This window comes from Frateuria sp. Soil773, assembly GCF_001428405.1.
Lineage (GTDB): Bacteria > Pseudomonadota > Gammaproteobacteria > Xanthomonadales > Rhodanobacteraceae > LMSL01.
This window is the reverse complement of sequence record NZ_LMSL01000040.1, coordinates 87,718-100,566: the sequence shown is the minus strand read 5'-3', so window position 1 is coordinate 100,566 and position 12,849 is coordinate 87,718. Positions and strand designations below refer to the sequence as shown.

Here is a 12,849-nt window from a genome sequence, read left to right as displayed (position 1 = left end):
ATATCCCGTCTGGATGCGTTTCCCCGGGTTCCAATCGCAAGGGAGTGGTTTCAACCCGGTACGAATTGCCCGCAAAGGCGCACAACCTCAGAGCAGCACGAAGTTTTCAGGTTGCATGGCAGGCGGAAGTCCGCTTTCGCCCAGCATGCCAAGCAAATCGATTTCGGCAGTCCTGCACATCGCGTCGAGAGGCAGGCTGTTGGGAAGCATGCCGAATGGCTCCTCGATCTGCTCGCCGATCGCATCGAGACCGAAGAAAGTGTAGGCGATGACGCCGACCACCACGGGCGTGAAATAACCCAGGGGGCCGATCAGGCAGAACGGCAGCATGAAGCAATACACATGTACCGTGCGGTGCAGGAGCAGGATGTAGGCAAACGGTATCGGAGTGTTCTTGAGCCGCTCGCAACCGCCCAGCACGCGGGACATGTTGTTGAGCTCGCGGTCCATCTGCGCCAGCAGGATGTTGTCCAGCCCGACTTCACGCGCGGCGCCGGCGTAGGCCCGCCCCAGGAATCCAAGCACCGCGTTGGCCCGGTTGGGGACCGTCTCCAACTGTTCCCGTACGTCCCGGCCCAGCCAGTTGCCCGACTGGTCCTCCCAAGGCGTGCCGCGCAGGTGATGCCGCAGCGCATGCATGAATCCGATCAGTCCGAAGACCAGCGTACGCCGCTTGTCGGCGGCGAGGCTTGGCATGAACGCCTCCGTTTGGCGGGTCAGGTTGCGCACGCCGATCAGGAGGTCGCCCCACAGCGTTCGACCCTCCCACCAACGCTGATAGGCCACGCTGTTCCGGAACTGCAGAAAGATGGCGAGCGCCAGTCCGAGCAAGGTCAGCGGCGCCGGGTTCAGGTTGAAGGCCACGGCTATGCCGTGCCGTTCCGCGACCACGACTGCCAGCGACAGCAACATGGTGTAGAGCACGCGGGGCCAGATGATCGGCACGATGGAACCGCGCAAGGCGAACAGCAAGGTTGCGACTGAATGGGTCTGGTGGGGCCTGACAATCATGGGGATGCGTATCGGAAGTTGTCGGTGATCGGATGCCGATGGCGGAAATCCGCTCAGCCGCGCAAGGAAAGTGCCGTCCGCAAACCGGCCAGGATCATCTGTACCGCGATGGCGGCCAGGATCATCCCCATCAGTCGCTGGGTGATCGCCGTTGCCTTCGGCGACAGGAAGTGGCCGACGAGCGGCGCGACCAGGAGCGCAACGGTCAGCACTGCGAGAAAAGCGACCAGGCCGGTCGCCAGTTCGACCTCCCGGCCCGTCTTCGCCGCTTCCTGCCCCAGCACGATCAGCGTGGCGACGGTTCCCGGGCCGACCAGCATGGGAACGGTCAACGGATAGACGGCCATGCTTGCCGCCTGGCTATCCGCGAGGCTCGCCTTCTCCTGGCTCGTGGCCGCGTGCTGGGTGCTCTGGGAGCCATGCACCATGCTCAACGCAATCAGGAGCACCAGCAGGCCGCCTGCGATGCGGAAGTCGTCGACGGTCAGGCCGAACATGTGGAGGATGGCGCCACCGGCCACCGCAGAAACAACGCAGCCTACGGCGACGCCGAGCGCTGCCGTAGACGCCACTTTCCGGCGCTCGGCGTCGGTGGCGCCATCGGTCAGCGACAGGAACACCGGGATGTTCGCGATCGGATTCATGATCGCGAACAAGGCGGCAAAAACCTTGATCGCAAAAGCCAGGTCATGCAGCACCAGGCGTCTCCTTCGACATGGCAGCCTCCGCAGGCTTCTCGGTCAGCGCCGTTTTCCCACTCTTGCAAGCGTAAAGGCCCAGGGAGCCCCCGATTTTGCCCGTCATCCCAGCGAAGGCTGGGATCCAGTGCCTGCAGGCCATTGAACGCAAAGGCACTGGATTCCTGCTTGACCAGCCTTCGGCCGTCGAAAAGCACCTCGCAGGAATGACGCGCAAGAAGCCGATCAATCAGACTCTCCTGGAGCGGGGCACGATGCACCGATGAAGAAGTCAGACCCGTCCATGACACCTGGCCTTCCGGGCTGTGTTGGTTCAATGGTTATTTGACATCGGAATCGAGCATCACGACGGCTTCGGCCGTCAGTTGAAGGAACGTCAACGTCTCCTGCAGGTACAGCTGCACCGATTGGGCGTCGTGGCTCAGGTAGCCGATGGCGAAGTCCTGTCCCAGGTGAAGTTCGAAATCCCCGCCCCGTGTGCTCACCACCGCGCCGCCCTGGATCGCGGGAGCCCACACGATCTCGCTTTCCATGATCTCCTCGATGTCCCGGACGAGGGGATAACCCCCGCCGGTCGAGCCGGTGACGCAGGTGTAGGGCTTTTCGCCCAGCAGAAGCTTGTAGGGCCCGTTGACCCCGGCGTCGCGCAGCGCATTGACGGCGCGTGCCACGGCGCCCGGATAGTCTTCGACCTTCGCCGGCAGGGCGATCGGCTTGTTGCTGGCGCCTGCGCGCAGCCCCGCGATCCCGGCGGCCTGGTATCCCTCGAAGATCACCCGGTCTTCGGCGAACGCGATCTTGCGGGCCGCATCCTTGAGCGGCTGGAGATCGGGATCGTTGGCGCCACGCTCCACCGAGTCGACCGCTTCGCGGGTCAGCTCGAACGGCACGCGCAGCTCCACGATGGCACGAACCTCGCGCAGGGAGGACTCGATGCCGTCCGCCGGCGGAGCGATGCGCTTCAGGTGGCCGGTTCCCACGGACGACAACTCGAAGCCCTTCGGTCCCACCACATCCACCACCCGGCGCCCCGCCAGGTAGCGCTTGAGCGTGCGGCTGGCTTCCTGCTCGACCTGTTTCCAGGCGCCTTCCGAGACCGGCGCAAGTTTGCGGTGAAGGTTATTCATGTGCGGATGCTCCCTTGAGCGAGCCGATGCCGAGCGAATCGTCGCCGGCGGGTGATGGGCGGGCAGGCGCCGGAGGCTCCGATGGCGCATCGGGGGGCGCCGCAACGGCCGGCGCGTCCCCGGACACGTTGTCCAGGAAGGTGGCGGACGGCACGAAGAAGAGGCTGCCGGTGACGGCCCGGCTGAAGTCGAGCAGGCGGTCGTAGTTGCCCGGCGGATTGCCGACGAACATGTTCTGCAGCATCTGCTCGATGCGGTGCGGGGATTTGGCGTAGCCGATGAAATAGGTGCCGAACTCGCCCTTGCCCAGTTCGCCGAACGGCATGTTGTCGCGCACGATGTCGAGTTCCTCGCCGTTCTCGACGATCGTGGTGAGCGCGTTGTGCGCATAGGACGGCTTCGTCGCGTCGTCCAGTTCGACGTTGGTGAGCTTGGTGCGGCCGATGATCCGCTCCTGCTGTTCCACGGGCACCGTCTGCCAGCCCTTGAGGTCGTGCAGGTACTTCTGCACGATCACGTAGCTGCCGCCGGCGAAGTCCGCGTCTTCGTCGCCGACGATGGCGACGTCGAGGCCGGCCTGCCCCCGCTTGCTCTCGGTGCCGTCGACGAAGCCCATCAGGTCGCGTTGGTCGAAGTAGCCGAAACCGTGCGTCTCGTCCACGATGGTGGCGACGCCGTCCAGCCGCGCCATGATCTGCTGCGCCAGCTCGAAGCACAGATCCATGCGGTTCGCGCGGATATGGAAGAGGATGTCGCCCGGCGTGGCCACCGCATGGTGCACGCCCCTGATTTCCCGGAACGGATGCAGGTCCCTGGGCCGCGGCGCGCCGAACAGCCGGTCCCAGGCCTCGGAACCGAACGCCATGACGCACGTCAGCCCGCCGTCGAGGCTCCGGAAGCCCACCGCGCGCAGCAGGCCGGACAGGTCGGCGCACAGGCCCCGCACGCTCCCGAGGTTATCCCTCCCTGGATCGATCGTGGCGACGAGGAAGATCGCGGCTCGCGTGAGTGGCACCACGATGGACTGCGGAACGGCATCGGACATGCATGACCTCTTCAAACGGTGGAACTACGATGGCTGTGCGTGATGGCCCGGGGCTACCGGCCAGGGTGCGGGTTGCATCCTTCCCTGCCCCGCCCTGCGCGAAAGCCGCGGGCGGCTCCTTTTCGCGCCGGCGCCCCCTGGCTGCGGTGGCGGCGCCAGGGCCTTCGTAACAGCCTACCTGGCGGGCTGCCGGGGCGATGCCGCGGGACCGGCGATCCGTTCGGTACTTCGGCCGCGTCAGTCCATGTCACGGAACGCATGCCCGTCCGCTGCCACGCCTTCGATCACGTTGGGCGGCAGTTCGAGTCCCGCCGCGGTGCCGTCGAAGGCCCAATCGTCCCGGTCCTTCTGCGCGAAATCGGGCAGGCCCGCACCCTGGCGCACGTAAAGGCCGATAGCGGGTTTCTTCACGTTGATGTAGAGGTCGTAGTATTCCATCGCTCCTCCGGACTTGGCGGGAAAAAGTCTGACCACGGCAACTCGCGGCGCATGCAGCAAGATCGGTGCCAGCGACGCAGCAACCCGTGACCGGCGGGTTGATGTCGCCGCGCCGCCACTGTCCGACAATATGTCCAGCCGCCGCAAGACAATTTGTCCTCCGGCCCACGTCACCGGACGCCCCGCGCACGGCTGCCGCTCCGCGAAATCAACGATAAAGGCGCCGTACCCGCCGGCCTCTACCGGAACAGTGCGACCGCCTTGGCGAGTGCGATGAACAGGCCGATCAGGAACGGCATGCCGACCGCCAGCCAGGCGGCCACGCCGATGACGCCGAAGGCGCCGCGGGCGGCGGTTTCGGGATTGCCGCCGCCGCCACTTCCGGCCGCGCTGTGCTGCAGCGAGCGTTCGCGGGCCAGTTCCTCGTCGGTCATGAAGGCCGCCTCGTCGACCGGCCTCACCAGCAGGTTGCAGATCAGGCCGACGAACAACAGTCCCGCCATGATGTACAGCGTGCGATCGTAGAGCATGGTCTTGGCGACGCCGTCCGCCAGCTGGCCTTCGCGGATCGCGGCGATGACCACCGGGCCGACGATGCCCGCGGCCGACCAGGCGGTCAGCAGGCGGCCATGGATGGCACCCACCATCTGCGTGCCGAACAGGTCGGCCAGGTAGGCGGGCGCGGTGGAGAAACCGCCGCCGTACATGCTGATGACGATGCAGACGGTCATCACGAAGAGGGCCGCCATGCCCGCGTGGCCCCAGGTCGGCAGCAGGCAGTACAGCACGATGCCGAGGATGAAGAAGACGGAGTAGGTGTTCTTGCGCCCGATCCTGTCCGACAGCGAAGCCCAGAACAGGCGGCCCAGGCTGTTGAACAGGCTGAGCAGCCCGACCAGGCCGGCAGCGGCGGCGATCACGGCCGCCTTCTGCGCGGCGCTCAGCCCGGCCGCCGCATCGGTGACGCCGACGAGCCTGCCGCCGAACACGTCCTGCAGCATCGGGCTGGCCATCGAGATCACCGCGATGCCCGCCGTCACGTTGAGGAACAAGGCCCCCCATACCAGCCAGAACTGCGGCGTCTTCCATGCGCGGTCCAGGTGCACGTGGCGCTGGGTGATCATGGCGCCGTCGCTGCTCGCCTTCGGCGTCCAGCCGAGCGGTTTCCAGCCCGTCGGCGCCACGCGGAAGGAAAATGCGCCCGCCGACATGACGATCAGGTAGATCGCCCCCATCACCATCAGGGTGGTGGATACGCCTTGCGCGCTCACTCCGGAGAAACGCTTCATCAGCGCCACCGCCAGCGGGGCGCCGATCATCGCCCCGCCGCCGTAGCCCATGATGGCGAAGCCGGTGGCCATGCCGCGGCGGTCCGGGAACCATTTGATGAGGGTGGACACGGGGGTGATGTAACCCAGCCCCTGGCCGACGCCGCCGAGCACGCCGCAGCCCAGGTAGACCAGCCACAACTGGTGCATCGACACGCCGACGCCGCCCACCACCAGGCCGCCTCCCCAGCACAAGGCGGCGATGAAGCCGGCCTTGCGCGGGCCGGCGTGCTCCAGCCAGCCGCCCCACAGCGCCGCCGATATGCCGAGCATGGCGATGAAGGTCTCGAAGATGTGCGTGACCTGGGGCACCGTCCAGTTGCAGCCCGTCGTGGTGAGCGACTCCAGGAAACCGAGATGGGCGCAGGCGGCGGGGGACGTCTCCGCGATCAGCTTGCCCATCGGCAGCCAGAACACGGAGAAGCCGTAGGCCATGCCGATGCAAAGGTGGATCGCCAACGCGGCCGGCACCACCCACCATCGGTTGTACCCCGGTCCCGCGATCGTGCGTTCCCTGTCGAGCAGCCCCGGCCGCGCCGACGGGCCGGTGAGGACATTCGCCGTGGTTTCCATGTCTACTCCCATTGGAGGTGCGGTTGCCGGGTTCGCTGACGGTCCCTATCCACGACCTTCAGCAAGATCGGCGCCAATGGCGGAACGAGAAGAAATCAACGAGTTAGCGACAGGCAGGCCCGGGGCCGCGGACAACGTGTCCGGCGACCGCAGGACAAATTGTCTCCCGCGGACGGCCGGAACACGGGAATGCGCACGGGACAGGTCGACATGCCGGCGCCAGGCTCGCCGGCCGGTCGCTCAGGGCCGGCTTCCGTACATGAATTCCAGCGCAGCGAGCGCGGTCAACACGTAGTCGCCGTTGTAGTCGGCATCCTCGTCGGTCGAGAGGTCGAGCTGGCTCCATACCCTGCCCGTATTGCCGGCCTCGTGTTCGTCGATGACCGCCTGGGCGAGGCTTCGTATCGCGCCGAATTGCGCGAGGTCGAAATGCAGGCCCGCGTCGCCCGCGAACAGCCCGTGCTCGCGCATGAAACCGGCCATGGGCATCGAGGTTTCGCTCAGGTAGAAAAGCAGGTCGTCCGCCTCCAGCGGCCGGTCCTCCGCCTGCGGCACGATGCCGACCTGATTGACGAGAGCGGCCGCGCGCTGCTGCATGTCGCGGGAGAGTTGATCAAGCGATACGACCGTCATCGTGGATTGCCTCGTCGTCTTGAGCCGCAGGGCTGCCGTTGTCGGACACCGGCAGCCAGACCGAAAACACCGTACCCTGCCCGGGCTCGCTCTGGACGGAAATCATGCCGCCCAGCCGGCTGACGAGCATCTGGCTGATGGACAGGCCCAGCCCGGTACCCTCACGGCGCTTGGTGGTGAAGAAAGGATCGAACACCTTCTGCATGACATCCGGCACCATGCCGGCACCGGTGTCCCCGACTTCGATCACGACGCCAGCCTGTCCGTCCTCGTCGCGGTCGAAGGTCCGCAGGGTCAGCCTTCCGCCCGCGGGCATCGCATGGATGGCGTTGACCATCAGGTTGACCAGCACCTGCTGCAGCTCCGTCCTGTTCATGGCGACCGGCCGCGAGGCGCGGTACTCCCGCTCCAGCGCGATCGCCGTCTTGTTGAGCAGATGCTGGACCAGCGGCAGGGTGTCGTCCACGACCTCAGCCGGGGCGTACGACGGCGTCGATCCGGCATATTCCTGCGGCCTGGCGAACTGGAGCAGGCGGTTCACGATCTCGCCGATGCGCCGCAACTGCTCCTCGATGAGGCCGAATTCGGTCCTTGCCACGTCCGCCTGCCTGCCCAGCAACTCGCGTATCACTTCGAGGTTGCCTTGCATCACCGCGACCGGGTTGTTGATCTCGTGCGCCACGCCGGCGGTGATTTCGCCGATCGCGGCCAGCTTCTCCGACATGACGAGCTTGCGCGTCGTCGCCTCCAGTTGCTGGTTGGCGAGCCGGAGCTTGCCGGTGCGTTCCTCCACCCGCCGGTTGAGCTCGTCGTTCCAGCGCCGCAATTGCCTGTCGCGCTCCTGCACCTGGTCGAGCAGGCGGTCGAGCTGGCGCGAAACCTGGCCGATCTCGTCCTCGTTCTCGACGCGTCCCGTCCGGGCCTCGAGCTGGCCGTCCTCGATGCGGCCGATCGTCGCGGCCATCCGTTCGAGCGGCCTGAATATCTCGGCGGCCCATGTGAGGAAGATCGGAACCGTCGCGGCGGCCGCGACCAGGAATGCCAGTGCGATTTCGAGCAAGGTACGCCGCTTCGCCGCCGCATAGGGCCGTTCGAGAAAGCCCGCGTAAAGCATGCCGGCGCGCTGGCCGTAGCTGTCGAGTATCGGTTCGTAGCCGGACATGTACCGATCGTCGACCACGAATGCGCTGCCGAGCCACGTCTTGCCCTGGCCGAGCACGGCATGCTCCACCTCCGTCGAGACCCTCGTTCCGATGGCCCGCTGGTCCCCGAACAGGCGGACATTGGTGCTGATGCGCACGTCGCCCAGGAACAGCGTCACCGTTCCGCGACTGCGCTCGTTCGAGCCGGAGCCGTGGTAGATGAGGTCGTTGATGCTGTCGACGAACGAAAGGTTGCCGTTCAGCAGCATGCCGCCGACCAGGGCGCCCCGCATCCCGTCCGGCAACACCACGGCGCTCGCCGAATGGAGCAGCATGCCCCGCGCCTCTTCCTGGGCTCCACCGGGTGCGCTGCCGGCAGTGGGAACGATTCCGATCCGGGCCCGTTGCGCGAGGGCGGGCGAGATCGCCGAAAGCTCGGCAGGCTGGAAAACGTCGACGGCCGTCTTGGCACGCCCTTCGAGCGCCGCATGGACGACCGGCCAGTTCCAGCGGACCGACGTCGATGCCAACGGATGGCCGCTGGCGACGATACGGCCGTCGCTGCCCACGATATAGAGGAAGTCGAATCCACGCTCCCGCGCCGCCTCCCGCAGGAACCCGGCCAGGCTTGCGCCTGCGTCGTCGTCTTTCCGGAGCAAGTCCCGCAGGCGTGCCGAATCCGCCATGGAAACCAGTTGCGCTTGCGCGGCCTCCTGCAGGCGGCCGAAATATTGGTGCGCGATGGTCAGGTCGTCGCTTGCCTTCGAAACCAGCGTCGCGTCGAACTTGCTGTTCCAACTGTAAAGGCTGGCCGCAAGCAGCAGCGGCAGGATGACGAGCATCGGCAGCAGCGCGATCGCCAGGAGGCGATAGCGGACCGAGTGCCTGCCGTTGTGCAAGCGCGGCGCTATGTCTGCCAGTCTTTGCATTTGCGGTCGATGGTCTTGCGCGAGATGCCCAGCCGACGGGCGGCTTCCTCGCGATTCCCGCCGGTTTCGCGCAACACCGACAGGATGTGCCGTCGCTCGATGGCGGCCAGGCTCTGGCCATCCCCTGCGTCCCCGGACGCGGCCCCCTGGAAATCGTCGGGGAAGGCGCCCAGGATCACCGCCCGTTCGACCAGGTTGCGCAACTCGCGGATGTTCCCGGGCCAGTCATAGCGCGCGAGCGCGGCGCGCACCCCGTCGTCGACGGGTACGGCAGGCATGCCGAGCTGCTGCGATGTCTCGCGCATGAACAGCGTCGCGAGTTCCTGCACGTCGTCACCGCGGTTGCGCAGCGGCGGCAGCTGGACCGGCATGATGTTGATCCGGAAATACAGGTCCGGCCGGAACCTTCCTTCCGCGACGCGGGCCTGCAGGTCGGCATTGGTCGCGAAGACGAAGCGGGCGTCGAACGGGACCTCGCGCTCCGCGCCGACCGGCCGCACCCGGCGATCCTCCAGCGCGCGCAGCAGCTTGCTTTGCAGCGCATAGGGCAGCTCGCCGATTTCATCGAGGAACAGGGTGCCGCCCTGCGCGTACATGAACAGGCCCTCGCGGCTGCGGCTGGCGCCGGTGAACGCGCCCTTCAGGTGGCCGAACAGCTCGCTTTCGATCATGTCCGCGGGGATGGCGCCGCAGTTGACCGGCACGAAGAGCTTGTCGGCCCGCCCGGAGAGCGAATGCAGCGAGCGCGCCGCGACCTCTTTCCCGGTGCCCGACTCGCCCGTGAACAGGATCGGCGTCGGCAACGGCGCCACGCGCGCTATGGTGTCGCGCACCTGCCGCATCGCGGCCGAATCCCCCAGCAGCCTGTTGCGCAGGAACTCGCGCTGCGATGACGAGCCCAGTTCGCGGCGCAGCACGTGGTTCTCGCGTAGCAGGCGTCGCCGGTCCAGGCAGCGGGCGATGGCGTTCAGCAACTGGTTGGAGCGGAACGGCTTGATGACGAAATCGACCACACCCGCGTGCAGCGCCTCGATCGCGGTATCGAGATCGGCATAGGCGGTCATCAGGATCACGTCGGAGAAAAAGCCGGCCGCGCGCTGTCCGGCCAGCCAGGCGAGGCCGCTCTCCCCCGGCATGACGTTGTCGAGGACCACGATGTCGAAATGCTGCGCATCCAGCCTCGCCGACGCTTCCTTCGCGTCGGCCGCCTCCTCGATCAGCTTGCAGCGCGGCCTGAGGACCTTGACCAGGAAGTTGCGCATGCCCGGTTCGTCGTCGACGATCAGGATCGACGCTTGCGCCAGCCACGGCCCGAACTCCGAATCCATCGCGGATTCGCTGGCATCACGGGCTGAAACCACCGACATTCGAAGTTCTCCCGGCAAACGACGTACCGAATCACGAGGCGCAACGGCGATGCCCATGCCAACGGCGCAACCGTCAAACCCTTGCCCATCGCGTCTTCGCAGACGCCGACAACCCATCCGATGCGAAAACCTCGCCCCTGGCCTCAGGGTGTTTCGCCCGCCACGAAGCGTGGCCGCCGCATCGTATTCGATGGACAACCAACAGTTGCCTACGACGAAGACCCCGGATCCGTACGCAACCGGGCGAGCGCTCCGCGCAGACCGTGCAACTGGTCCAGCAGATGCAGGATCACGTCGACGCCCTCGTCGTTGACCCCCATGTCGTCCTTCAGGTCCTGGATGAAGCGTGCCCGCGCAATGTCGCGTTCGGAAAAGCCCGTACCGGAGGACGTCTGCTCCGGAACCACCCAGCGCTGTTCGAGCCAGAACTCCAGCGTCTGCACTCGCAGGCCCGAACGGGCGAGGAATTCCTGCCTGTCCATCGTCATGACGTTGCACCTTCGCGCGGATTGAATGCCTTTGCCTTGCTCCAGTTCGACACGAATGCCTCAAGCTCCGGATCCGCCGGCTTCGGCAGGACCACCTTCAGCTTGACGAGTTCGTCGCCGGACCCGCCGCCCCGGCGCGGCGCACCCTTCCCTTTCAGGCGCAGCGTCGTCCCAGTGTTCGATCCCTTGGGCACCGCCATGGTGACCTCGCCACCTGGCGTCGGCACGCGGACCTGCCCGCCGAGCACGGCCTCGGCAAGCGAGATCGGCAATTCCAGCACGATGTCGTCGCCGTCCCGCGCGAACCGGGGGTCGGGCAAGACCTCCACCTCGATCAGCGCATCGCCGGGGCCGCCGCTGCCCGTGCCGGGGGCGCCCTTGCCCTTCAGGCGTAGCGTCTGTCCATCGACCATGCCCGGCGGAATCCTCACGTCGAGCGTGCCGCCCTCCGGCAGGGTCAGGCGCTTGCTCGCACCGGTGATCGACTCGACGAAATCGATCGGAAGCCGATAGTGCAGGTCCTCGCCGCGCTGGTTCGCGCGCGCTCGCTGCGCACGCCGCAGGATTTCCGCGAACGGATCGTCGCCGCCCATGAAATCGGCATAGCCGGCATCGCTGGTGTACGGCTGCTCGCCGTCCGGGGCGGCGTAGTCGCGGTAGTAGCGGCGCTGTGGCTGTTCCGCGCCGCTCGCATCGATCTCGCCGCTGTCGAAGCGCTTGCGCTTCTCCGCGTTCCCGAGCAGGCCGTAGGCCGTGTTGACGTCCTTGAATTTCTCTTCCGCCTCCTTGTCGCCCGGGTTGAGGTCGGGATGCAGCTTCTTCGCCAGCCGGCGATAGGCATTCTTGATTTCGTCGGCCGTGGCTGTCGAAGCCACACCGAGAACCTCGTACGGATTTTTCACGACTGACGCCAGTCCTTCGTTGCTTGACCAAGGAAGCGCGCGCCCCGTGCATTCGGTCGCAGCGGGGCAGGCGCACGCGAACCGCCTGCGCTCGGCGCGCAAGGCGTCCCGAGGATCAGACACCAGCCGCAGCGGGTTGTACAGTCTCCCGGTGCCGGGACGGATACGCCGGAGCGGGAGCGCGGCATGCCGGCGGCCGTCACGGTTTCTTCTGGTTGTCGTCCTTCACTTCCGTGAACTCGGCATCGACGACGTCCTCCGGCGACGCACCGGCGCCGGGCGTCCGCGCACCGGCCTGCGGGCCGGCCTGGCCGGCCTGTGCCGCGGCAAGCAGCGATTGCGCGGCCTCCTCCAGTTTGGCCGTACGCGACTCGATCGCGGCCTTGTCGTCGCCTTTCATCACCTTCTCGAGCTCGGACAGGGCTTCCTCGGCCCGGCCGATGGCGTCGCCGCCGACCTTGCCGCCGTGTTCCGCGATCGCGGAGCGCGTCGAGTGGACCAACTGGTCGGCCCGGTTGCGCAGTTGCACCAGCTCCTGGAACCGCTTGTCCTCCTCGCGGTGCGTCTCGGCGTCGGCGACCATCCGCTGGATCTCTTCCTCGGACAGTCCCGAGCCGGCCTTGATCTCGATCTTCTGTTCCTTGCCGGTGTTCTTGTCCCTGGCGGTGACATGCAGGATGCCGTTGGCGTCGATGTCGAACGACACCTCGATCTGCGGCGTGCCGCGCGGCGCCGGCGCGATGCCGGTGAGGTCGAAACGGCCGNGCCCTGCAGCACGTGCACGGTCACCGCGGTCTGGTTGTCGTCGGCGGTGGAGAAGGTCTGCGCGGCCTTGGTCGGCACCGTGGTGTTCTTCTCGATCAGCCTGGTCATCACGCCGCCCATCGTCTCGATGCCCAGCGACAGCGGGGTCACGTCCAGCAGCAGCACGTCCTTCACCGAGCCGCCCAGCACGCCGCCCTGGATCGCCGCGCCCACGGCTACCGCCTCGTCCGGGTTGAGGTCCTTGCGCGGCTCCTTGCCGAAGATGTCCTTCACCACGTCCTGCACCTTGGGCATGCGGGTCTGGCCGCCGACCAGGATCACCTCGGTGATGTCCGCCGCCTTCAGGCCCGCATCGTCGAGCGCGGTCTTGCAGGGGTCGATGGTGCGCTTGATGAGGTCGTCG

The 12,849-nt window shown here is 66.7% G+C and carries 11 protein-coding genes and 2 pseudogenes; all 13 read right to left on the bottom strand.

Annotation, left to right across the window (positions count from 1 at the left end):
- Positions 1–87 precede the first annotated feature (87 nt).
- The gene (locus tag ASG87_RS14800) at positions 88–1,011 is read right to left on the bottom strand and encodes a bestrophin family ion channel (RefSeq protein WP_056006782.1); all 924 of its coding nucleotides are present in this window, start codon (positions 1,009–1,011) and stop codon (positions 88–90) included.
- 53 nt (positions 1,012–1,064) lie between these two features.
- A complete protein-coding gene (locus ASG87_RS14795; RefSeq protein ID WP_157511113.1) occupies positions 1,065–1,709 on the bottom strand; it encodes an NAAT family transporter in 645 nt (214 codons plus the stop codon).
- Positions 1,710–2,029: 320 nt separating this feature from the next.
- The gene (locus ASG87_RS14790) at positions 2,030–2,836 is read right to left on the bottom strand and encodes a family 1 encapsulin nanocompartment shell protein (RefSeq protein ID WP_056006779.1); all 807 of its coding nucleotides are present in this window, start codon (positions 2,834–2,836) and stop codon (positions 2,030–2,032) included.
- Positions 2,829–3,881: a Dyp-type peroxidase gene (locus tag ASG87_RS14785; protein ID WP_056006776.1), complete on the bottom strand. Its 1,053-nt coding sequence runs from the start codon at positions 3,879–3,881 to the stop codon at positions 2,829–2,831. Before ASG87_RS14785 ends, ASG87_RS14790 begins: the two co-directional genes overlap by 8 nt.
- Before the next feature lie 237 nt (positions 3,882–4,118).
- Positions 4,119–4,319 carry a hypothetical protein gene (locus ASG87_RS14780; RefSeq protein ID WP_056006773.1) on the bottom strand — a complete coding sequence of 67 codons (201 nt, stop codon included), beginning with the start codon at positions 4,317–4,319 and terminating at the stop codon, positions 4,119–4,121.
- A gap of 239 nt (positions 4,320–4,558) precedes the next feature.
- Entirely contained in the window at positions 4,559–6,220 is a 1,662-nt protein-coding gene (locus ASG87_RS14775; RefSeq protein WP_056006770.1) for an OFA family MFS transporter, read from the bottom strand.
- A gap of 240 nt (positions 6,221–6,460) precedes the next feature.
- Positions 6,461–6,853 (bottom strand): hypothetical protein, encoded by a 393-nt coding sequence (locus tag ASG87_RS14770; RefSeq protein ID WP_157511112.1) that lies wholly within the window; start codon positions 6,851–6,853, stop codon positions 6,461–6,463.
- Positions 6,834–8,924: a cache domain-containing protein gene (locus tag ASG87_RS14765; RefSeq protein WP_056006764.1), complete on the bottom strand. Its 2,091-nt coding sequence runs from the start codon at positions 8,922–8,924 to the stop codon at positions 6,834–6,836. The genes ASG87_RS14770 and ASG87_RS14765 overlap by 20 nt, the downstream gene beginning before the upstream one ends.
- Positions 8,903–10,291, bottom strand: coding sequence for a sigma-54 dependent transcriptional regulator (locus ASG87_RS14760; protein ID WP_056006761.1), 1,389 nt, complete (start codon positions 10,289–10,291; stop codon positions 8,903–8,905). The genes ASG87_RS14765 and ASG87_RS14760 overlap by 22 nt, the downstream gene beginning before the upstream one ends.
- A gap of 209 nt (positions 10,292–10,500) precedes the next feature.
- Positions 10,501–10,779, bottom strand: coding sequence for a chaperone modulator CbpM (locus ASG87_RS14755; RefSeq protein WP_200949125.1), 279 nt, complete (start codon positions 10,777–10,779; stop codon positions 10,501–10,503).
- The gene (locus ASG87_RS14750; protein ID WP_056006758.1) at positions 10,776–11,681 is read right to left on the bottom strand and encodes a J domain-containing protein; all 906 of its coding nucleotides are present in this window, start codon (positions 11,679–11,681) and stop codon (positions 10,776–10,778) included. Before ASG87_RS14750 ends, ASG87_RS14755 begins: the two co-directional genes overlap by 4 nt.
- Before the next feature lie 199 nt (positions 11,682–11,880).
- Positions 11,881–12,445 (bottom strand): annotated as a pseudogene (locus ASG87_RS21045) (Hsp70 family protein); the annotation flags it as partial.
- Position 12,446: 1 nt separating this feature from the next.
- Positions 12,447–12,849 (bottom strand): annotated as a pseudogene (locus ASG87_RS21040) (Hsp70 family protein); the annotation flags it as partial.